This is a genomic window from Streptomyces sp. I05A-00742 (assembly GCF_013055795.1).
Lineage (GTDB): Bacteria > Actinomycetota > Actinomycetes > Streptomycetales > Streptomycetaceae > Streptomyces.
The window spans coordinates 1-20,125 of record NZ_JABETO010000004.1 but is presented as its reverse complement, the minus strand read 5'-3'; the positions used below and the strand labels follow the sequence as shown (position 1 = coordinate 20,125).

Below are 20,125 nucleotides of genomic sequence, written 5' to 3'. Positions count from 1 at the left end.
CCGTCCCCGTCGGCAGGGAGGACCGGGTCCGGAAAAGGACGTGGCGCCCATCACGAGGGTGATGGGCGCCACGGGTGCGCGGTGGAGGGTTCCGGCGGCTGACTGTGACCCGCCCCGCGCGGCTGTGCGGTCCGGTGTACCGCGGTCCAGCGGGCTGGGTCAGTCGTTGACGCAGGTGTTGCCGAACGTGGGGTTCAGCAGGGCGATGATGTCGATCGAGTTCCCGCAGAGGTTGATCGGCAGGTGAATCGGCACCTGGATGGTGTTGCCGGAGACAACGCCGGGGGAGCCCACAGCCGCACCGTGGGCGTTGGAGTCGGCGACTGCGACGCCCGCGACGCCGGTGACAACAGTGCCGGCAGCGGCGGTCATGAGGGCCGCCTTGGCGATACGCGACATGGCTGATGCCTTTCTAAGGGGTGTTGAGCGTCAATTGTGACCGTGCTTTCCGGTGCTGATGCACCAAAATGGGCCACTGAAGCCTTAATTAACCCATTGAGGGCAATAAGTCAGATGTGATGCGCGGGAATTGAGGGGCCGTGCGATACGTGGGAGCATGGCGGGCCGCCGCAGGCGGTCCGCCTGCCGTTGTGGGCCCCGGCGCAGGTCCCGCCGCGGGGGTGCCTTGCGTTCATTCGGGCGGGTTTGGTATTGGGGCTGTGCTTCCGTAAAGTTTCCCGGAAGCTTCAATCGAACGAACGTATGGACTGGAAACAACAGCGGCTATGACGGTCACAGAAGAGAGCCGCGGCGACGCCCTGGGCGCGGCCGACGGGGCGGGCATCGACCCGGAGCGCCTGGCGGTCTGCCTGGACGTGCTCAAGGAGCTCGACGAGCTGCCCATCGACCACCCGGACGCGATCCTCGTCCGCCGGGCCACCTCGGGCATCTACCGCACGGTCAAGCAGCGCCGCCGCCAGGAGCGCCGGGCCGCCAAGACCGCCCACGACCGGCAGGTCACCGAGGCCACGGCCACCGGCTCCGCCGACCGCATCGACGACGAGACGCAGGGCATCCTGCCCAGCTCCACCGCGCTCGGCGAGATAGCGGGCGTCCTGGAGCGTCCCCGCTCCTGTTACACCTGCAAGACCCGCTACGTCGAGGTCGACGCGTTCTACCACCAGCTCTGCCGGGAGTGCGCGGCCGAGAACCGCGCCCGGCGCGACGCCCGCACCGACCTCACCGGCCGCCGGGCGCTGCTCACCGGCGGACGGGCGAAGATCGGCATGTACATCGCGCTGCGCCTGCTGCGCGACGGCGCGCACACCACGATCACCACCCGGTTCCCCAACGACGCGATCCGCCGCTTCAAGGCGATGCCCGACAGCGACGAGTGGAACCACCGGCTCAAGGTCGTCGGCATCGACCTGCGCGACCCGGCGCAGGTCGTCGCGCTCGCCGACACGGTCGCGGCCGAGGGCCCGCTCGACATCCTGATCAACAACGCCGCCCAGACCGTCCGCCGCTCCCCGCGCGCCTACAGCGAACTCCTCGCCGCCGAATCGGCCCCGCTGCCCGCCGGTGAGCTCCCGGCGGCCGAGGTCATCGGCGCCTTCGGCAGCGGCGCCGTGGACGCCGTCGCCGCCCTGCCCACCGGCCGGGGCGACGGCCTGACCGCCCAGGACATCACCGACCTGGCGCTCGTCGGCGGCTCCGCCTCGCTCGCCCGCATCGAGGCGGGCACGGCCATCGACGCCGGCGGCCTGGTCCCCGACCTGGACGCCACCAACAGCTGGATCCAGACTGTCTCCGAGGTCGACCCGGTCGAGCTGCTGGAGGTCCAGCTCTGCAACTCGACCGCGCCGTTCATCCTCATCAGCCGGCTGCGCGCATCGATGGCCGCCTCCCCGGCGCGCCGGAAGTACGTCGTCAACGTCTCCGCCATGGAGGGCGTCTTCAGCCGCGGCTACAAGGGCGCCGGCCACCCGCACACCAACATGGCCAAGGCCGCGCTCAACATGCTCACCCGCACCAGCGCGCAGGAGATGCTGGACTCCGACGGCATCCTCATGACCAGCGTCGACACGGGCTGGATCACGGACGAGCGCCCGCATCCCGACAAGGTGCGGCTGGCCGAGGCGGGCTTCCACGCGCCGCTCGATCTGGTCGACGGGGCGGCGCGGGTTTATGACCCGATCGTGCGGGGTGAGGAGGGGGAGGACCTGTACGGGTGCTTCCTGAAGGATTACCGGCGGTCCGACTGGTAGGGACTGCGGGGGTGGGGGTGCCCCGGTCCCTCCCTTTCACCGTTTCTGCGGGGAGTTCCCCGCACCCCCGGTGAGCGCGCCTGCGGCGCGCGTCCTCAAACGCCGGACGGGCTGATTCAGCCCGTCCGGCGTTTGAGGACAAGCGGCGAAGCCGCTTTCACGGGGGTTGCGGGCCCTCCCGCAGAAACGGTGAAAGGGAGGGACCGGGGCACCCCCACCCCCACGCATCACGCGACGCGCACCGTCCGCCCGACAGGATGCAGCGCCGCATACTCCAACGGCGCCGACGGATCGATGGACACATCCAGCGGAGCCGGCTCCGCGCCCGAGCGGACCAGCAGGTCACCGACAGCCGCGATCATCGCCCCGTTGTCGGTGCACAGCCGCAGCGGCGGCACCCGCAACTCCACGCCGGCCGCGCCACACCGCTCCTCCGCCAGCGCCCGCACCCGGGAGTTGGCGGCGACGCCGCCGACCACGACCAGGGTGCCCACGCCGTACTCCGTGCACGCGGCGACGGCCTTGCGGGTGAGGACGTCCGCGACGGCCTCTTGGAGCGAGGCGGCGCCGTCGGCGACGGGCAGCGGCAGCCCGGCCGCGCGGTGCTGCTCGGCCCAGCGGGCGGCGGCCGTCTTGAGCCCGGAGAACGAGAAGGTCCACGGGTCGTCGCGGGGCCCGGTCATGGGCCGGGGGAAGGCGACGGCGCGCGGGTCGCCGTCGCGGGCGACCCGGTCCACGGCGGGGCCGCCCGGGTAGGGGAGGCCGAAGACGCGGGCGACCTTGTCGAAGCACTCGCCGGCGGCGTCGTCGAGGGTGTCGCCGAGGTGCACGATCGGGTCCCGGGCCAGGTCCCGGACCAGCAGCAGCGAGGTGTGCCCGCCGGAGACGATCAGCACCACGCACGGGTTCGGCAGCGGCCCGTGTTCGAGGGTGTCGGCCGCCACGTGCCCGGCGAGGTGGTGCACGCCGTACAGCGGCACCCCCAGCGAGTACGCCAGGCCCTTGGCCGCGGCCACGCCGACCTGGAGGGCGCCCGACAGGCCCGGTCCCGTGGTCACCGCCACCGCACCGATGTCGCCCATCGTCAGCCCCGCGTCGGCCAGCGCCCGGTGGACGACGGGCGTGGCCGCGTGCACATGGGCGCGGGCCGCGATCTCCGGGACGACGCCGCCGTAGCGCGCGTGCTCGTCCATGCTGGAGGCCACCGCGTGCCCCAGCAGCTTCCCGTCCCGGACCAGCCCGGCGCCGGTCTCGTCGCAGGACGACTCGATACCCAGCACCACCGGTGAACGCCCCACGCCGCGCCTCCTGCTCCTCATATGTAGCTGCACATTGTATGCAACAAGGGGGTGTGGCTGATGCGCGGCTACGGACGCCTGCGGCACACGGACCAGACCTCCCGCAGAACGGTCCGGTAGTCCTCGCCGTAGGTGGCCACGGCCGCGTACACGGCGTCGAGAGCCGCCCGGAGCGGGTCGGGGCCGGCGGCGCCGAGCAGCGCGGGGACGGCCACGTGCGGCTGGGAGATGCCCAGGGGTGCCTGTGGTGCGCCGATCGTCACCGCCGTCGTATGTCCTGTCGCCCCGGAGGACAGCCATGTCCTCGCGGGGCCCACGATCTGCAGGAACGGCTCGGACCCGGGCAACGGCGGGTGCGCATCCTCACCGCTGGGCGGTTCGAAGGGAGGCAGCTGCGGCTCGACGGCCCGCACGACGATTCTGTCGGGGACGCCGGGGTCGGATTCCAGGGTCTGCCACACGCGGTCCTCGTCATCGAACGGCGGCGGCAGCGGACGCCCCTCGGCCAGGGCGGCGAGCCCCGCAGCGACCCAGTCGAGCTCGGCGAGGCCCGCCGTCTCGCACGCACGACGGGCCGCCAGCAGGGCCACCGCGCGCTGGATTCTGGGGCCGGCGGCATCGATGGCGTGGACGAGGTCCGGGTCGTAGGGGAGCAGGCCGCGCACATTGCCCTCGACGTCGCGCAGCGCCGGGCTCGGCAGCCGCCCGCCCCACTCCCAGCGTTCGCAGGCGATCCGGAGCTCCTCCTCGGCCCGTTCCTGCTCCAGGCGGGCGAGGCGTTCGGCTTCGGCGCGTTCGGCGGGCGTGGGCGGCGGTGGTAGCTCACGGGCGAACTCATGCCAATAGGCGGCGATTTCCGAGGTCTGCTTGAGTATGCGGTCCGGCGCGGGCGGTGCGGGCCAGAACTGGAGGAGATAGCGGTCCCGTTGGGGCTCGCTGTCCATCCGGGTGTCCACCCGGCTGCCCTCGTCCATGCCCTCTGCGCAGTAGCGCACCCGGTAGTCGGTCTCCCGCAGGCCCAGCTCCCAGGCGTCCTCGCCCGCCCACTGCACGAGCGCGCTGCTGTCGGACAACGGGCGGAAGGACGCCTCCACGACGTCCTCCCACACCGCGTCCAACGGCGGCTCCCGGTCGTGCACTTCGACGGTGAACTCGACACTGCCCGTGTGCAGTCCGGTCGTCAGCCACAACGAGCCGGGTACCGCCGCCCCGCACAGCCCGGAACACTGCCCGGCGAACGCCTCGTCGAGGTCCCGTCCGAAGTTGTCCGGATCGCTCTCGACGTAGATCTGCCCGTAGTGGACGTGGACCTCACCCTGAACCGGCCTGCGCATCATCGCCTCCATCGCTCCCCGGAAATGACCACGTCGGCAGCCTAGGGCGCGGCACTGACAACGCCGGTGCGACGGCCGGGAATACGGCGGCGTCCCCGCCGCTTGGGGCGGATGTCAACCCTCTTGGAACGGCACATGCCTACGGAGCGGACCATGCGCATCGGAGAGCTCGCGGAACGCGTCGGCGCCAGCCCGCGTTCTCTGCGCCACTACGAACAGCAGGGGTTGCTGTCCCCGGGCCGGGACGCCAACGGGCACCGGGTGTACGACGAGTCCGCGCTCGTCCGGGCACGCAACATCAAGGACCTGCTGACCGTCGGGCTCACCACGGAGGACGTGCTCCACTACATCGCGGCGGGCTGCCTGGACCGCCCGCTGGGCGAGTCGCCCCGTTGTGCCGCCGAACTCGACACGGTAAAGCGGCGGTTGGCCGGTCTGGACGACCGCCTCACCCGCTTGCGGGAGCTCAGGGACCGCCTGTCCCGTCACGGCGCCGGGCTGGAATCCGAACTGGCCGGCCACGCCGCCGGCGAATCGGCCGCCGGGACGACTTGTCCTTGACACCGGTGTCATGCTCCTACGGTGCGAGGCATGGTTGCTGAAACGAGTGCTCCGCGTGGGCCGGGATGGCTGATCTGTCTGCCGCTGACCACGTTCGTCATCGGAACGGACGATTTCGTGATCGCGGGGGTGCTGCCGGATGTCTCCTCGGACCTGGAGGTGAGCGAGGCGGCGGCCGGGCAGCTGGTGACGGCCTTCTCGGTCACGTACGCCCTGGCCGCGCCCGTCCTCGCGGTGATGACCGCCAGGCTGCCCCGGAAGGCGCTGGTGACCGGTGGTCTGTCGGTGTTCGCCCTGGCGAACGCGGCGACCGCCGTGGCGCCGGACTATCCGGTCCTGATGGCGATGCGGGTGGCGACCGCCCTGGTCGCCTCGACCGTCACCCCGGCGGTCTTCGCCATGGCGGGCCGGACGGCGGCGCCGGAGCGGGTGGGCCGGGCGATCGGCACGGTCGCCGCGGGACTGACCGTGTCACTGTTCGCGGGGGTGCCGGTCGGCACCCTGCTGGGCGCCCGGTTCGGCTGGCGGGCCACGTTCGTCGCCGTGGCCGTGTTCACCGCCGCGGTGACCGTCGCCGCCGCGTACTTCCTGCCCGCGCTCCCCGGTGCCCCGGAGATTGCCGTACGGCGGAAGCTCCAGATCCTGAGCCGGCCGCCGCTCCTGCTGTGCGTGGCGGGCACCGTGCTCGGCGCCGGCAGCGGGCTGATGACCTACACCTACGTCGCGCCCCTCACCGAGGGACTCACCGGGCGGGGCGGCGGCGCGGTGCTGGCCCTCTTCATCGCGGTCGTCGGTGTGGCGGGCGCGGCCGGCACCTTCGCGGGCGGGCGGCTGACGGACCGCTGGGGGGCCGACAGGACCCTCTTGGTGATGTTCACCGGGCTGGTGGTGGCCACCGGGGCGCTGGCGCTGACGGGTGGTGCCGCGCCCGGCTGTACTCCGGTGTGGCTGGTCGCGGCCGTCCTCGCGGTGTGGGGGTTCGCGGCGTGGGGATTCAACCCTCCGATGAACACCCGGGCCCTGCGGCTCGCGGGCGAGGCGGGCACAGAGGCGGTCGCCCTCAACACCAGTGCGCTGTACGCCGGCATCGCCGTCGCCGGGGCGGCGGGCGGTGCCGCGGTCGCCGCCCACGGAGGGACGGGAGTGGCGGTCACCGCCACCGGCGTCGGGCTGGTCGCCTTCCTCCTCATGGCGGTGTCCGTACGGCGGTTCCCCACCCGGACCGCGGTGCCCGGGGCGCCGCGGCCGCCGGCCCCCGTGGAGAACGTGGCCGCGTCCTGACCGCGGACACCGGGCTCCGGCTGTCGGGGCCCGCTCCGCCGTCCGCCGTCCGCCGTCCGCCGTCCGCCGGGCCAGGGCCGGGTCCGGGACTGGGTCCGGGTTCGGTTCCGGGTCCGGGGAGGTCCGCGCCGACCGCCGCGGACCTGCGGGTTCCCCGGCGGCGGGCGGTCGGGGAGCGCCGCCCGGGCGCAGCGGTGACCGTCCGGTGGAAGGTGCCGGGTGTACCGCCGTCCTCGCAGGTCAGTAGAGTTCCGGTGCCGCCTGTCCGCCGATTGCCCGAGGTGTCCGTCCGTGCCCCCCGAGTCCTCCGAGCCCCGCACCCCTGTCACCGTCGTGGGGATCGGCGCCGACGGCTGGGCCGGGCTCGCACCCGTCGCCCGGGAGGCGCTGCGCGCCGCCGAGGTGATCGTGGGCGGGGCGCGGCAGCTGGATCTGGTGCCGGACGACTGCCCGGGGGAGCGCGTCGCGTGGCCGTCGCCGCTGCGGCCCGCCGTGCCCGGGCTGCTGGCGGAGCACGCGGGGCGGCGTGTGTCCGTGCTGGCCAGCGGGGACCCCATGTTCTTCGGTATCGGCCGGACCCTCGCCGAAGTGCTCGGCCCCGACCGGCTCCGGGTGCTGCCGCACCCGTCCTCCGTGTCGTACGCCTGCGCCCGGCTGGGCTGGCCGCTGGACGGCACCGAGGTGATCAGCCTCGTCGGCCGGCCGCTCGCCGCGCTCGTCGCGGCCCTGCACCCGGGCCGCCGGCTGCTGCTGCTCAGCGCGGGCGCCGGCACCCCCGCCGAGGTCGCCGCGCTGCTGCGCGAGCGCGGCTTCGGGCCGAGCCCGATGACCGTGCTGGAGCAGCTCGGCGGGGAGCGTGAGGCGCACCGCGACGGGACGGCCGAAGGCTGGGACCACCCCGCCGGCGACCCGCTGAACGTGATCGCCGTCGTCTGCCGCCCGGCCCCGGACACCCTCCGGCTCTCGCTCGTCCCCGGGCTTCCGGACGAAGCCTTCGACCACGACGGTCAGTTGACGAAGCGTCATGTCCGGGCCGCGACCCTCGCCGCGCTCGCCCCCGCCCCCGGCGAACTGCTGTGGGACATCGGCGGCGGCTCCGGTTCCATCGGCATCGAGTGGATGCGCGCCCACCGCACCTGCCGGGCCGTCACCGTCGAACGCGACCCCGTCCGCGCCGGGCGCATCGTCCGCAACGCGGCCGCGCTCGGCGTCCCCGGCCTGCGCGTCGTCACCGGTGCCGCCCCCGGGGCGCTCGACGGACTGCCCGCTCCCGACGCCGTGTTCATCGGCGGCGGGCTCACCGCCCCCGGTCTGCTCGACGCCTGCTGGGCCGCGCTGCCCGTGGGCGGACGGCTCGTCGCCAACACCGTCACCCTCGAATCCGAGGCGCTGCTCGCCGAGCGCCACCGGCGGCACGGTGGCGAGCTGGTCCGCCTCTCCGTGGCGCACGCCGTGCCGGTCGGGAGCTTCACCGGGTGGCGGCAGGCGATGCCGGTGACGCAGTGGTCGGTGGTCAAGCGGGGCCCCGGGCCGGGGGTGGAGTCCGGTGCTGTCATCACCGGGAACACCGACGTCGTCACGGAGGACACCGCCCGCGGTCCCGGGCCGGGGGCGGCGTCCGGCCCCATCACCGCGGCCACCGACCTCGTCGCGGCCACCGCGGCCGTCGCGGCCCCTGCGGACACCGACGGCACCGCGGACACCGACGTCACCGCAGCCCCCGCAGTCAGCGCAGAAGGAGTCCCCCAGCCATGACCGTGTACTTCATCGGCGCCGGACCCGGCGCCGCCGACCTGATCACGGTGCGCGGCGCCCGGCTGCTCGCCCGGTGCGACGTCTGCCTCTACGCGGGGAGCCTCGTCCCCCGGGAACTCCTCGCCGACTGCCCGCCCGGCGCCCGGCTCGTCGACACCGCCCGCCTCGAACTCGACGAGATCACCGCCGAGTTCGTCCGCGCCCACGAGGCCGGACAGGACGTCGCCCGGCTGCACTCCGGCGACCCGTCCGTCTTCAGCGCCGTAGCCGAACAGATGCGCCGCCTGGACGCGCACGGCATCCCGTACGAGATCGTCCCCGGCGTCCCGGCCTTCGCCGCCGCCGCGGCCTCCCTCGGCCGCGAGCTGACCGTCCCGACGGTCGGGCAGACCGTCGTCCTGACGCGCGTCGCCCAGCAGGCCACTCCCATGCCGCCGGGCGAGGACCTGGCCACCCTCGGGCGCAGCGGCGCGCTCCTCGTCCTCCACCTCGCCGCCCGGTACGTCGACCGCGTCGTCGCGGAGCTGCTGCCGCACTACGGGGCGGACTGCCCGGCCGCCGTCGTGGCCATGGCCAGTCGGCCGGACGAGATCGTGCTGCGCGGCACGCTCGACGGCATCGCCGGGCAGGTGAAGGCGGCGGGCGTCGTCCGCACCGCCGTCATCCTCGTGGGCCGGACGCTGGGGGCCGAGCAGTTCCCCGACAGCTACCTCTACTCGGCCGCCCGGCTCCGCGAGCACCCCGAGTGCGCGTCCGGGGCCACCGCGTAACCGGACGGCAGGAGCCGTCGTCAGTGGGCGGCGGCCTCCGCCCGCAGGTCGCTCGCCTCGTGGCCGCCCTTGGCGGCCAGCTGGTCCGCGAGGTCCGCGAGGGCGCGGGCGCCCGCCAGCTCCTCGCCCACCCGGGCCTCGCCCGGGTCGTCCGGGTGCCGGGCCGCGTGGCCCCGCGCCCTGAGCTCGGTGCCGTCCCGCAGCCGCAGCAGGGCGGCGGAACGGACGTGGCGTTCGTCCTCGTCGAACTCGACTTCCACATGCCAACCGGCAACATGCTGCACGGGAATCACCTCCGTACTCTCCAGGCTACGGCGCGGTCCACTACCCCGCACGCGCGCCCGGACGGCGCCGGACCGCAGCGCTTGACCCTCACACCGTGTCAGACCGTTCACTGGAGGCGTCATGTTCATCATCGGAGACTTCGCCCGCCACGGCCGCGTGTCCGTCCGTATGCTGCGGCACTACGACGCGACGGGACTGCTGCGCCCCGCCCACGTGGACGCCACCACCGGCTACCGCTTCTACGAGGCGGGCCAGCTCGCCCGGCTCCACCGGATCATCGCCCTCAAGGATCTCGGGTTCACCCTTCAGCAGGTCCGGACGATCCTGGACGAAGAGGTCAGCACGGAGGAGCTGCGCGGCATGCTGCGGCTGCGCCGCGTCGAGCTGGAGGCGGCGGCCGCGGCGGCGGCGGCACGGCTGGTGCAGGTCGAGGCGAGACTCCGCGGCCTGGAGAGCGAGGGAACCATGGCTGCCCACGACGTGGTGGTCAAGAGCGTTCCGGCGGTACGGGTGGCCGAGCTGAGCGCCGTCGCGGACGGTTTCGCCCCGGAGGAGATCGGCCCGGTGATCACCCCGCTCTTCGCCGAGCTGGGCCGCCGGCTGGACGAGGCCGGGGCGACCCCGGTGGGTCCGGCCGTCGCGTACTACGAGGACGAGCCCGACGGCTCGGGCGGCATCCTCGTCCACGCGGCCCTCCCGGTCGCCTCCGGAACCGCCGCCGGGACGACGGGCGGCGATCCGTTCGACGTCGTCGACCTCCCCGCCCTGCCCGCGGCCGCGACCGTCGTGCACCACGGCCCGATGGACGACGTGGTGCCCACCGCCCAGGCCCTCGCCCGCTGGATCGACACCCACGGCCACCGGTCGGCGGGGTACGCGCGGGAGCTCTACCTGGCGTCCCCGGACGACCCGGCGGAGTGGGTGACGGAGATTCAGGAACCGCTGGCGGAAGGGTAGTCGGGCTCAACCGGGCCGGCCGGTTGTGCGACCGCCCAGGTCAGGCCTGCTCGCGCCCCCGCGGTTCGGCCCGGCCCACGATCGTGCCCGCCCGGTCGATGCAGAGGACGTCGACGGTGACGGGGGCCCCGCGCAGGACGGCCAGGGCCTCGTCGCGTGCCGTCGCCGCGACCAGGTCGCCGAGCGGGACGCCGCGGGCGGCGCAGCGCTGGAGGGCATCGAGGCCGGTGTTGGCGGAGGCGACCGCCGCGGCCAGCTCCTCGTCCGCCCCGCCGCGGCGGGCCAGTTCGGCGAGGAAGCCCTTGTCCACCTGGGAACGGGACGAGTGCAGGTCCAGGTGTCCGGCGGCCAGCTTGGAGAGCTTGGCGAAGCCGCCGGCGATGGTGAGCCGGTCGACCGGGTGGCGGCGGATGTACTTCAGCACCGCGCCCGCGAAGTCGCCCATGTCGAGCAGGGCGTCCTCGGGCAGCCCGTGCACGGCCACCGCGACCTTCTCGGACGTCGAGCCCGTACAGCCGGCCACGTGCCGGCGGCCCGCCGCGCGGGCCACGTCGACGCCGCGCCGGATGCTGTCGATCCAGGCCGAGCACGAGTACGGCACGACGACGCCGGTCGTGCCCAGGATGGACAGGCCGCCGAGGATGCCGAGGCGGGGGTTCCAGGTGGAGCGGGCGATCTCCTCGCCGTGGTCGACCGAGATCTCGATCTCGACGTCACCGGTGCCGCCGTGCCGCGCGGCGACCTCGGCCACGTGCTCCGTCATCAGCCTGCGCGGCACGGGATTGATCGCCGGCTCACCGACGGGCAGCGGCAGGCCGGGGCGGGTCACCGTGCCCACGCCGGGCCCGGCCCGGAAGACCACCCCGCTGCCGGGCGGCAGCAGGCGCACGGTGGACCGGATCAGGGCGCCGTGCGTGACGTCCGGGTCGTCCCCGGCGTCCTTGACGGTCGCGGCCATCGCCCGGCCGTCCGCCAGCTCCTCCGCCGCGAGGGCGAAGGCGGGCGTCTGCCCCTTGGGCAGGGTGATCGTCACCGGATCGGGGAACTCCCCGGTGAGCAGAGCCGTGTACGCGGCCGTGGTCGCGGCCGTCGCGCAGGCCCCCGTGGTCCAGCCGTGCCGGAGACCGGTGTGGGCGAGCTGCGCGGCGCGGCCCCCCTGCACGGCGGTGGAGGTACCGGCCGTCGTGGTGTCAGTCACGCCGGCCACCGGCCGTAGGGTGGGTGGCCGCTCCGGTACGGGGAGCGGACGCGCGAACAGAAAGGTGGCTGGTGAGCGTGAGCGCCGAGCGCCACATCCTGATCCTGGGCGGTACGACGGAGGCCCGGCGGCTCGCCGACGGGCTGGCCGGCGCCCCCGGTCTGCGCGTCACCAGCTCGCTCGCTGGGCGCGTCGCAGCGCCGCGGCTGCCCGCCGGGCAGGTGCGGATCGGCGGTTTCGGGGGGCCCGAGGGCCTGGCCCGGTGGCTGCGCGAGCAGCACGTCGACGCGCTCATCGACGCCACGCATCCTTTCGCCGACACGATCAGTTCCAACGCGGCGAAGGCGGCCGCACAGGTCCATGTTCCCCTGCTCGCCGTCCGCCGACCCGGCTGGGTCGCCGGCCCGGGCGACGACTGGCATCCGGCCGGCTCCCTGGCCGAGGCCGCGGAGGCGCTGCCCGGCCTGGGGGAACGGGTCTTCCTGACCACGGGCAGGATGGGGCTGGCCGCCTTCGCGCACCTGAAGACTATGTGGTTCCTGGTGCGCTCGGTCGACGCCCCCTCGCCCCCGATGCCGCCCAGGACCGAGGTCCTGCTGGCCCGCGGCCCCTTCACGGTCGAGGGCGAGCGCGAGCTGCTGCGCCGCCACCGCGTCGACGTCCTGGTGACCAAGGACAGCGGTGCCGAGGCCACGGCGGCGAAGCTGACCGCCGCGCGCGAGGCGGGGATCCCGGTCGTCGTGGTCCGGCGGCCACCGCTCCCGGCGGGCGTCCCGGCGGTGGCCGGCCCGGGGGAGGCCGTGGAGTGGGTGCGACGGACGGTGGGCTGAGCGGGCGGCCGCCCCCGGATCCACCGGCCCTCGGATCCACCGGCCCTCGGATCCACCGACCCCTGGATCCACCGGCCGCCCGGATCCACCGGTTGTGCGGCTCGGACGACTGCGGGCCGTAACTGGTGTTGCACGCCTTGACCGATGTGGCAGGGGAAGCGGTCCGGTCCTCAAGTGCGGTGGACCGGAGCGCAGTTGAACCGAGGACGGCCCCCTCCCACCCCACCACCCCCGCCCGCGTTCAACTGCGCACCTGTGCTCCCGGCGGAGTGCGGCACGCTGGTCCCCGAAGCGTTCCGAGTACGTCCCGCAAGTACGTCCCGCAAGCGCTCCGGGGCCGGGCCCCGGTGCCCGGTGTGCAGGGAGTGTCGCGACGGTGTTCACGGATCTCGCCGAATTCCACCGCTGGTTCGAGAAACGCCGCGCGGCACACGCGTACCGGGTGACCCGCGTGCCTCTGGCGGCACTGGACGGCTGGAGCGCGGACCCGGCGACGGGCGACCTGCGCCACCGCAGCGGACAGTTCTTCGCCGTGCACGGCCTGGACGTCCGCGTCCCGCGGCGCGCCGTGGAGCACTGGCAGCAGCCCATCATCAGCCAGCCGGAACACGGGCTTCTCGGCATCCTCGTCCGGGACGTCGGCGGGGTTCCGCACTGCCTGCTCCAGGCCAAGATGGAGCCCGGCAACGTCAACGCCCTCCAGCTGTCGCCCACCGTGCAGGCCACCCGCAGCAACTACACCCGGGTCCACCGGGGCCGCGCGGTCCCGTACCTCGACCTCTTCACCACCCTGGGCCGCGGCCGTCCGCTCGCGGACGCGCTGCAGAGCGAGCAGGGCGCCTGGTTCCTCGCCAAACGCAACCGCAACGTGATCGTCCGGACCGTCGAGGACGTGCCCGTCCTCGACGACTTCTGCTGGCTCGGCCTCGACCAGATCGGGCGGCTGCTCGCGATGGACGACCTCGTCAACATGGACACCCGTACCGTGCTCTCGCACCTGGCCGGCAGCGCCGCACCCGCCGCCGCCCGCTTCCACGGACGCGCCCTGCACACCCTCCCCGAACTGCTCAACTGGCTCACCCACCACAGAACGACGGACCCCACCGTGCGACGACGCGTCCCGCTGCGGGAGACGGCCGGCTGGCGGGTGACCGACGACGAGGTGTGTCACGAGGACGGCCGGTACTTCCGGATCATCGGCGTCGACGTACAGGCGGGCAACCGGGAGGTGACCGCCTGGTCACAGCCGCTGCTCGCCCCCTGCGGCCGGGGCGTCGTCGCCTTCCTCGTGCGCGACGTCGGCGGGACGCCGCACGTCCTGGTCCGTGCCCGCGCCGAGGCGGGCACCCGGGACACCGTGGAGATCGCCCCCACCGTGCAGTGCGTCCCCGCCAACTACGCCCACCTGCCCGCCGACCGGCGCCCGCCCCACCTGGACACGGTCCTGGCCGCCGCCTCCGGACCGCCCGGCCGCGTCCTGTTCGACGTCGTCCATTCCGAGGAGGGCGGCCGCTTTCACCACGCCCGCAACCGCTATCTGGCGGTCCGCGTCGACGGCGACTTCCCCCTGCAGACGGACGAGGACTTCCGCTGGGCGACCTGCGGCCAGCTCGCCGCACTCAACCAGTACGGCGGCCTCCTCAACGTGGAGGCCCGCACCCTGCTCGCCTGCATGGGGTTCATCCCTTGATGTCCGTCCTATGGCTCTCTCGGGGCGAGGTCACAGCCCCGGCCCGGGTGATGGTGACGGTGGTGGGCCCCGAGGCCGAGGCGAGCCCCTTCGGTGTCAGGCAGTCGGTGAGGCCGGAAGCGAGCAGGGTGACCTCGGTGACGAAGAGGGCTCCGGTGAAGACCCCGGACGTGATGCGGCCGGTGCTGACGGTGACAACGTTCCCGTTGGGGCGGACGGCGGCGACGCTGCGGATGGCGGCCGTTGAGGTCTTCCCCCTGTCCCAGTGGAAGGTCAGGGTGCCGGACGCGGGGCCCAGGAGGCAGGACAGCGTTCCGGAGGACTTCCCTCCAAAGGTGGCCCGGGTGAGCCGGGACCGGCGGAGACCGGGCAGCCCACCTCGGCCCGGGAGGTGATGGCGGTGGGTTTGGGGACGTAGGTCAGTCCCGGTGCGTAAGCGGCGGTGACGGTGCCCGCACACGCCATGAGCACGAGCGGGCCGCCGCCGCCCCCGCCATGTGCGGCCGGGGCGGCGGCGGGGGCGCTGACAGCGGTGAGCAGGACGGCGGCCGCGATGCTCCAGGCCTTCCTCAGGTGTCTCGTCGGCACGGAGATCCTCCCTCGCTCTGCTGCGTGGACATCGGGTGGTCCGGCAGGCGTGTTCCCGTCCGGTGCACGTCGACCGACACGGTGCTGCGCTGGGTGTCGGCGGCGGTGTAGACGCGGCCGTCGTTCTCCGTCCCGAAGGGGGTGAGGTCGACGAGCGCGCGCGTCAGATGGGCTCCTTCGACCCGGACCGCGGTGACGTCCGGGCAGGCGTCGAGGACGGCGGTCCCGAGCCGGCAGAAGGTGTGCTGGCTGGAGCGGCTGGTGTGCCCGGCCAATGCCTCGACGACCGCGCGGTGGGCCCGGTTCCGGCACGTCCCGTGGTCCGCGCCGGACGCCCGCGCGTACCACCAGGTCACGTCGAGCCGGGCTCCGAAGACGCGGTCGGTGAAGGTACGGGTGGTGGTGAAGGCGTCGCGGGCGAAGCCGGTGAAGGTGGCGCCGCCGGTGACGAAGAGCTCCACGTCCCGGAGGCCGCCGAGCACGGTGGTCGTGCCGTCGCGGGAGAGGGCCACCCGGGCGACGTCGCGCGGGGGCCGGCCCGCGGTGAAGTGCCGGACGCCGGAAGGGACGCCGGAAGGGACATCGGAATGGACGCCGGACGGTGGCGCGGCGGCCTCCAGGGGAGTCAGGTCCGAGGACGTGATGCTCGGCTCCGCGGTGTCCACCGGTGGGGCGGCGTCGAGGAAGTGCTCGGCCAGCGCGAGCGCGTAGACCTCCGGTTCCGCGGCGGTGTGCCGCGCGCCGAAGGCCAGGACGGAGTTGTTGACGGCGCCGGTCGGGAGGCGCCCCTGCCCCGGCGGCCGCGCGGAAGCCACCGTCGACGCGGAACGGGCCGGGGAACTGCTCCGCGCCGTCACCGGAAGCTCCCTCGGACTGCGGGACGTCGAGTGGATCAGCCGTTACCGCTGCGAGCAGCAGCACGCGATCCGGTACCGGCACCACCGCGTCGTCCTGGCCGGCGACGCGGCCCACGTCCACCCGCCCACCGGCGGCCAGGGGCTCAACACCGGGATCGCCGACGCCATGGGGCTCGGCTGGCGCCTCGCCGCGGCCGTCGCGGAGCCCCGGCACGACGGTCTGCTGGACGCCTACACGGACGAGCGGCGGCGGGCCGCCACCCGCGTCCTGCACTGATGGGCGCCCTGCTGCACTTCAAGGCGGCCGCGTCGAACCGGGCCCATGTCCTGCGGGCCACCGCCCTGTTGGCCGCCCGGCTGCCGCCGGTACGCCGTCGTCTCGCCGCCGCACTGGCCGGGCTGTCCCCGGCCACCGCGCACCCCGCCCGGCGGATCCACGGCGGGCAGCGTGCACCGGACGTTCCCCTGCTCACCATCCTTCCGGGTGCTCCGGACCGCCTGTTCGAGGCCCTGCGCGACGGTCGTCACGTGCACCTGACGCCGCCGTGCGGCACCCCGGACCCCCGTGCGGCCGCGCTGGACCACCCACTGACGACCGTGCGCTCGGCGGCGTACCGGCGGCCTTGCCTCGTCCGCCCCGACGGGCACTTCCTGTGAACGCGCGGCCCGTACCGCGGGAGGCGCACGGGCCCCGTACCGCCGCCCTGCCCTGCCACCTCGCCCTGCTCTGCGGCGCCCTGGCCGTCGCCGCTCCCACGGCGGCCGTGCCGCTGGTCTCCCACGACCTGGGCCCGGGCCCGGCGCAGACGGCCTGGTTCGCCGCCGCCTACCAGCTCGGCTGCGGCCCCCTGCAGCTCGGAGCGGGCCGAATCGCCGACCGGTACGGCCCGCGGCGGGTGCTGCTGGGCGCGCTGGCGGTCTTCACGGCCGGAAGCCTGCTGGCGGCCGCGGCCGTCGGCGGCCCGCGGGTGCCGTACTGACGGCCGTGGGCAGGCTCGTCCCGGTGTGCGGGACGCCGGCGTGCGCGCCGCGGGGCCCCGCCCTCGCCGCGGCGGCCGCGTCGGGCGACGCCGGGGCAGGCCCGTACGCGGCCGTGGGCGTGGATGTGTCGCTGGCGCTCCTCGCGCTCGCCACCGCGGCAGCGGCGCTCACGCTCAACGTGCGGGCAGCCGGCCTCACGGGCAAGTGACGAAGACGCCGAAGCCCTTGGACCGGGAGCACGGAAGGGCGAGCCGCGTCGGTTCCCGCGGCTGTCCTCGCCGCACGCCCGGTCCCACGGCGTGTTGGAAGGCGTGTACGCCAGATCAGCCCGAGAGGTCCAGCACAACTTCCAGCGCTCAACGGGGCACGCCCGTGGTCCGGAACACCGGGCACTGGAGCGCGACAACGCCATGGATCACGTCGTCGGCCCGCTCCGGCGGCGGCCTGGACGATGTCCCGCGCCTGGAGCGCGAGATGACCACGTCGCCTCCGGCCTGCCCCTGACCGGTGCCGAGCGAGCCGCCACAACAGCAGCGACGGGACACGTCAGCCACCCGCGTACACAAGCCCGGCACAGAGGGAGACCGGGCCGGAGCGGCGCGAACCGGTAGCCCACGGGCGGCCCGGCCCGGCCGGCACTGGAACCGGCACGGGCCGGACCCCGCGAACACCGCCATGAGATCGCGGCGTTGAGCGCGGACAACCACCACGATCAGCTCGACGCCGCGCCCGGCCACGAGTCACGAGACGGACATCAGGGGGACGTCACCCCTCCGGATACCGCCGCGGCGTCCAGACGATCTCCTCGCCCCCGCCCGGACCGCGCCGCACCGCGCGCGTCTGCGTGGAGCCGACGATCAGGATCGTGCGCATGTCCACCTCCTCGGGGACGAGCGTGCCGAGCCGGGCGACGCGGACGCTCTCCTCCGGGCCGCCCACGTCCCGGCCCAGCACCACCGGGGTGTCGGGGGAGCGGTGCTCCAGCAGGAGGTCGCGGGCCTTGCCGACCTGCCAGACCCGGCTGCGGGAGCCCGGGTTGTACAGGGCGAGCACCAGGTCGGCCGCGGCGGCGGCGCGCAGTCGCCCGGCGATGACCTCCCACGGCTTGAGGCGGTCGGAGAGGGAGACCACGGCGTAGTCGTGGCCCAGCGGCGCGCCCGCGCGGGCCGCTGCCGCGTGGGCGGCGGTCATGCCGGGCACGATGCGGACCGGGATGTCGAGGTGCGGGCCCTCGGAGGCGACCTCCAGGACGGCCGTGGCCATCGCGAAGACGCCAGGGTCGCCCGAGGACACGACGGCCACCCGGCGGCCCTGCCGGGCCAGGTCGAGGGCGAACTCGGCGCGTTCGGACTCCACCTTGTTGTCGGACGCGTGCCGGCGCTGGCCGGGGCGGACGGGGACGCGGTCCACGTACGTGCTGTAGCCGACGAGGTCGTCGGCCGCGGCGAGCTCACCGCGCGCCTCCGGTGTCAGCCACTGCGGCCCGGCCGGGCCGAGACCGACGACCACGACCTCGCCGCCGTCCGTCCCGGCACGCTCCTCCTCGGCGGGGGCGGTGCCGACGGCGGCCACGCGGCTGGGCAGCACGGCGACGGAGAAGTAGGGGACGGACTCCGGGTCCACCTCCGCCACCCGCCCCGTGCGCTCGCCGGGCATCGTGGCGCGCTCGACGTACCGCGCCTCCGCGAGCCGGCCCGACCGCTCCAGGGCGCCCCGCACGGTGGGGAAGGTGCGGCCGAGCTTCATCACCACGGCGGAGTCGGTCGCCGCCAGCCGGGCCGCGAGCTCCTCCTCGGGGAGCGTGCCCGGCAGGACCGTGAGGATCTCCTCGCCCTCCACCAGCGGTTCACCGAGGCGGGCCGCGGCGGCGCTGACGGAGGTGACCCCGGGGACCACCTCGGTCGGATAGCGGTGGGCCAGCCGCTTGTGCATGTGCATGTACGAGCTGTAGAAGAGCGGGTCGCCCTCGGCGAGCACGGCGACCGTGCGGCCGGCGTCCAGGTGCGCGGCGAGCCGGGCCGCCGCCTCCTCGTAGAACTCCTCCATCGCCCCGCGGTAACCGCCCGGGTGGTCGGTGGTCTCCGTGGTGACCGGATAGACCAGCGGCTCCTCGATGTGGTCGGCGCGCAGGTGCCGTTCGGCGATGGAGCGCGCGATGCTGCGGCCGTGGCGGGCGCTGTGGTACGCGACGACGTCGGCGGCGGCGACGCACTCGACCGCCCGCAGGGTCATCAGCGACGGGTCGCCGGGGCCGAGCCCGACCCCGTACAGCCGGCCGGTCGTCGGGGAATGCTGCTCGCTCACTCTTCCTCGCTCGCTATCGCGTTGATCGCGGCGGCGGCCATGGCGCTGCCGCCGCGCCTCCCGCGCACCACCAAATACTCCAGGCCCAGGGCGCTCTCCGCCAGGGCCCCCTTGGACTCGGCCGCGCCGATGAACCCGACCGGTATGCCGAGCACCGCGGCAGGACGGGGTGCCCCCTCGGCCACCATCTCCAGCAGCCGGAACAGCGCCGTCGGCGCGTTGCCCACGGCCACCACGGCCCCGTCGAGCCGGTCGCGCCACAGCTCCAGGGCGGCGGCGCTGCGGGTGGTGCCCATCCGGGCGGCCAGCTCGGGCACGGCCGGGTCGGTGAGGGTGCACAGCACCTCGTTGCCGGACGGGAGCCGCTTGCGGGTGACGCCGCTGGCGACCATGTTCGCGTCGCACAGGATCGGCGCGCCCGCCAGCAGCGCCTCGCGGGCCCGCGCCACCACGTTCGGCGAGTACGCGAGATCGCGCACCAGGTCCGTCATCCCGCAGGCGTGGATCATGCGCACCGCCACCCGGGCCACGTCCGGCGGCAGGCCGTCGAGATCCGCCTCGGCGCGGATGGTGGCGAAGGACTGGCGGTAGATGGACGCGCCGTCCTTGTCGTAGTCGAACACTGTGCTGCCTCTGCCTCGCTCGCTGGGCTTGCTGGTCGCGCTCACGCGCTCGGGGACCGGCCGGGGGCGGCCGGGGGAGTGGCGGGACGGGTCAGTGGGTGCGGGGTGCCGGAAGGCGTCCGCCCGGGCCGTCCGCCGTCACATCTGGTCCGCGTCGTCATGTGTCCATGTCGCCACGTCGATACATCTATACATCGGCTGTAAGGGGCACCCGGACGTCGCCCCGGGCCGGGCCGTCACGACGTTCCGCCGCGCGCGGCGGCCACCGCGCCGGGCAGTTCCGGGGAGGGCGCGGCGACGGCGCGCACGCTTCCGTCCGCCTCCCGCCCCCCGTCCCGCACCGCCACCCGGTAGCCGTCGCCCGTCGCCAGGACGTCGACCCACCGCCCTCCGGGGTGCCCGCAGCGCCGCTCGCACCCGGACCAGTAGACCGGCAGACCGCCGGTGCCACCAGGGCGCGCGCCGGAGAGCGCGGCGCTCGCGTCGGCGCGCACGTCCGCGCGCGACTTGGCGCAGCCCGGGCGTCCGGCGCAGGCGCCGGCGCCGTGCCACGGGGAGGCGGCCGACGTCACCAGGCCGGCGTCCGCCAGCGCGGCGAGCCGGGCG

The 20,125-nt window shown here is 74.5% G+C and carries 20 protein-coding genes and 1 pseudogene; 12 read left to right on the top strand and 9 right to left on the bottom strand.

What is annotated here, in order from left to right:
• Positions 1–159: 159 nt before the first annotated feature.
• Positions 160–399, bottom strand: a complete 240-nt coding sequence (locus HN013_RS04970) for a chaplin (protein ID WP_171163366.1) — start codon at positions 397–399, stop codon at positions 160–162.
• A 326-nt stretch (positions 400–725) separates the two neighbouring features.
• Between HN013_RS04970 and HN013_RS04965 the strand changes: the two genes are divergently transcribed.
• Complete coding sequence (locus tag HN013_RS04965; protein ID WP_171163364.1) at positions 726–2,207, top strand: SDR family NAD(P)-dependent oxidoreductase; 1,482 nt, start codon at positions 726–728, stop codon at positions 2,205–2,207.
• Between the two features lie 227 nt (positions 2,208–2,434).
• On the opposite strand, the gene tsaD is transcribed toward HN013_RS04965, so the two are convergent.
• Positions 2,435–3,490: a tRNA (adenosine(37)-N6)-threonylcarbamoyltransferase complex transferase subunit TsaD gene (gene tsaD / locus HN013_RS04960; RefSeq protein ID WP_398978578.1), complete on the bottom strand. Its 1,056-nt coding sequence runs from the start codon at positions 3,488–3,490 to the stop codon at positions 2,435–2,437.
• Between the two features lie 83 nt (positions 3,491–3,573).
• The gene (locus tag HN013_RS04955) at positions 3,574–4,839 is read right to left on the bottom strand and encodes a hypothetical protein (RefSeq protein WP_171163360.1); all 1,266 of its coding nucleotides are present in this window, start codon (positions 4,837–4,839) and stop codon (positions 3,574–3,576) included.
• A 153-nt stretch (positions 4,840–4,992) separates the two neighbouring features.
• Here HN013_RS04955 and HN013_RS04950 point away from each other — a divergent pair, with 153 nt between their 5' ends.
• From HN013_RS04950 to cobM, 4 genes are all read left to right on the top strand, one after another.
• Positions 4,993–5,400 (top strand): MerR family transcriptional regulator, encoded by a 408-nt coding sequence (locus HN013_RS04950; RefSeq protein WP_171163357.1) that lies wholly within the window; start codon positions 4,993–4,995, stop codon positions 5,398–5,400.
• 30 nt (positions 5,401–5,430) lie between these two features.
• Positions 5,431–6,681 (top strand): MFS transporter, encoded by a 1,251-nt coding sequence (locus tag HN013_RS04945; protein ID WP_171163355.1) that lies wholly within the window; start codon positions 5,431–5,433, stop codon positions 6,679–6,681.
• Between the two features lie 291 nt (positions 6,682–6,972).
• Positions 6,973–8,436 carry a precorrin-6y C5,15-methyltransferase (decarboxylating) subunit CbiE gene (gene cbiE, locus HN013_RS04940; RefSeq protein WP_312018498.1) on the top strand — a complete coding sequence of 488 codons (1,464 nt, stop codon included), beginning with the start codon at positions 6,973–6,975 and terminating at the stop codon, positions 8,434–8,436.
• On the top strand, positions 8,433–9,206 hold the full coding sequence (gene cobM / locus HN013_RS04935) for a precorrin-4 C(11)-methyltransferase (protein WP_171163352.1): 774 nt from the start codon (positions 8,433–8,435) through the stop codon (positions 9,204–9,206). The genes cbiE and cobM overlap by 4 nt, the downstream gene beginning before the upstream one ends.
• Before the next feature lie 20 nt (positions 9,207–9,226).
• Here the strand turns inward: cobM and HN013_RS04930 are convergent, their stop codons facing one another.
• Positions 9,227–9,490 carry a dsRBD fold-containing protein gene (locus HN013_RS04930; protein WP_171163350.1) on the bottom strand — a complete coding sequence of 88 codons (264 nt, stop codon included), beginning with the start codon at positions 9,488–9,490 and terminating at the stop codon, positions 9,227–9,229.
• 121 nt (positions 9,491–9,611) lie between these two features.
• Between HN013_RS04930 and HN013_RS04925 the strand changes: the two genes are divergently transcribed.
• A complete protein-coding gene (locus HN013_RS04925; protein WP_171163348.1) occupies positions 9,612–10,448 on the top strand; it encodes a MerR family transcriptional regulator in 837 nt (278 codons plus the stop codon).
• A gap of 40 nt (positions 10,449–10,488) precedes the next feature.
• Here the strand turns inward: HN013_RS04925 and HN013_RS04920 are convergent, their stop codons facing one another.
• Positions 10,489–11,655: a cobalt-precorrin-5B (C(1))-methyltransferase gene (locus tag HN013_RS04920; RefSeq protein WP_171163346.1), complete on the bottom strand. Its 1,167-nt coding sequence runs from the start codon at positions 11,653–11,655 to the stop codon at positions 10,489–10,491.
• Positions 11,656–11,717: 62 nt separating this feature from the next.
• Between HN013_RS04920 and HN013_RS04915 the strand changes: the two genes are divergently transcribed.
• Together HN013_RS04915 and HN013_RS04910 are read left to right on the top strand one after the other, a co-directional pair.
• A complete protein-coding gene (locus HN013_RS04915) occupies positions 11,718–12,476 on the top strand; it encodes a cobalt-precorrin-6A reductase (protein WP_171163344.1) in 759 nt (252 codons plus the stop codon).
• Positions 12,477–12,852: 376 nt separating this feature from the next.
• Positions 12,853–14,166, top strand: a complete 1,314-nt coding sequence (locus HN013_RS04910) for an NDP-hexose 2,3-dehydratase family protein (RefSeq protein WP_171163342.1) — start codon at positions 12,853–12,855, stop codon at positions 14,164–14,166.
• 569 nt (positions 14,167–14,735) lie between these two features.
• On the opposite strand, the gene HN013_RS04905 is transcribed toward HN013_RS04910, so the two are convergent.
• The gene (locus tag HN013_RS04905; protein ID WP_171163330.1) at positions 14,736–15,569 is read right to left on the bottom strand and encodes a hypothetical protein; all 834 of its coding nucleotides are present in this window, start codon (positions 15,567–15,569) and stop codon (positions 14,736–14,738) included.
• On the opposite strand from HN013_RS04905, the gene HN013_RS04900 reads away from it, so the two are divergent.
• From HN013_RS04900 to HN013_RS04885, 4 genes are read left to right on the top strand one after another with little or no spacing between them, the layout of a single operon-like run.
• The gene (locus tag HN013_RS04900) at positions 15,517–15,888 is read left to right on the top strand and encodes an FAD-dependent monooxygenase (RefSeq protein ID WP_283247514.1); all 372 of its coding nucleotides are present in this window, start codon (positions 15,517–15,519) and stop codon (positions 15,886–15,888) included. The genes HN013_RS04905 and HN013_RS04900 overlap by 53 nt on opposite strands.
• Positions 15,888–16,268 carry a hypothetical protein gene (locus HN013_RS04895; protein ID WP_171163338.1) on the top strand — a complete coding sequence of 127 codons (381 nt, stop codon included), beginning with the start codon at positions 15,888–15,890 and terminating at the stop codon, positions 16,266–16,268. The genes HN013_RS04900 and HN013_RS04895 overlap by 1 nt, the downstream gene beginning before the upstream one ends.
• Positions 16,265–16,591, top strand: a complete 327-nt coding sequence (locus HN013_RS04890) for an MFS transporter (RefSeq protein WP_171163336.1) — start codon at positions 16,265–16,267, stop codon at positions 16,589–16,591. The genes HN013_RS04895 and HN013_RS04890 overlap by 4 nt, the downstream gene beginning before the upstream one ends.
• 5 nt (positions 16,592–16,596) lie before the next feature.
• Positions 16,597–16,800, top strand: a complete 204-nt coding sequence (locus HN013_RS04885; protein ID WP_171163334.1) for a hypothetical protein — start codon at positions 16,597–16,599, stop codon at positions 16,798–16,800.
• Between the two features lie 557 nt (positions 16,801–17,357).
• Here HN013_RS04885 and HN013_RS04880 read toward each other — a convergent pair.
• The 3 genes and pseudogenes from HN013_RS04880 to HN013_RS04870 all read right to left on the bottom strand — a co-directional run.
• Positions 17,358–18,896, bottom strand: a complete 1,539-nt coding sequence (locus HN013_RS04880) for a precorrin-2 C(20)-methyltransferase (protein WP_171163332.1) — start codon at positions 18,894–18,896, stop codon at positions 17,358–17,360.
• Positions 18,893–19,519 carry a precorrin-8X methylmutase gene (locus HN013_RS04875; protein ID WP_171163781.1) on the bottom strand — a complete coding sequence of 209 codons (627 nt, stop codon included), beginning with the start codon at positions 19,517–19,519 and terminating at the stop codon, positions 18,893–18,895. The genes HN013_RS04880 and HN013_RS04875 overlap by 4 nt, the downstream gene beginning before the upstream one ends.
• Before the next feature lie 236 nt (positions 19,520–19,755).
• Positions 19,756–20,125, bottom strand: a pseudogene (locus HN013_RS04870) (cobalamin biosynthesis protein CobG); the annotation flags it as partial.

Bases quoted from the DNA above. Each gene is read 5' to 3' on its own strand.
- HN013_RS04965 (WP_171163364.1), top strand. From the start codon at position 726: ATGACGGTCACAGAAGAGAGCCGCGGCGACGCCCTGGGCGCGGCCGAC.
- cobM (WP_171163352.1), top strand. From the start codon at position 8,433: ATGACCGTGTACTTCATCGGCGCCGGACCCGGCGCCGCCGACCTGATC.
- HN013_RS04895 (WP_171163338.1), top strand. From the start codon at position 15,888: ATGGGCGCCCTGCTGCACTTCAAGGCGGCCGCGTCGAACCGGGCCCAT.
- HN013_RS04950 (WP_171163357.1), top strand. From the start codon at position 4,993: ATGCGCATCGGAGAGCTCGCGGAACGCGTCGGCGCCAGCCCGCGTTCT.
- HN013_RS04945 (WP_171163355.1), top strand. From the start codon at position 5,431: ATGGTTGCTGAAACGAGTGCTCCGCGTGGGCCGGGATGGCTGATCTGT.
- HN013_RS04955 (WP_171163360.1), bottom strand. From the start codon at position 4,839: ATGCGCAGGCCGGTTCAGGGTGAGGTCCACGTCCACTACGGGCAGATC.
- HN013_RS04925 (WP_171163348.1), top strand. From the start codon at position 9,612: ATGTTCATCATCGGAGACTTCGCCCGCCACGGCCGCGTGTCCGTCCGT.
- HN013_RS04970 (WP_171163366.1), bottom strand. From the start codon at position 399: ATGTCGCGTATCGCCAAGGCGGCCCTCATGACCGCCGCTGCCGGCACT.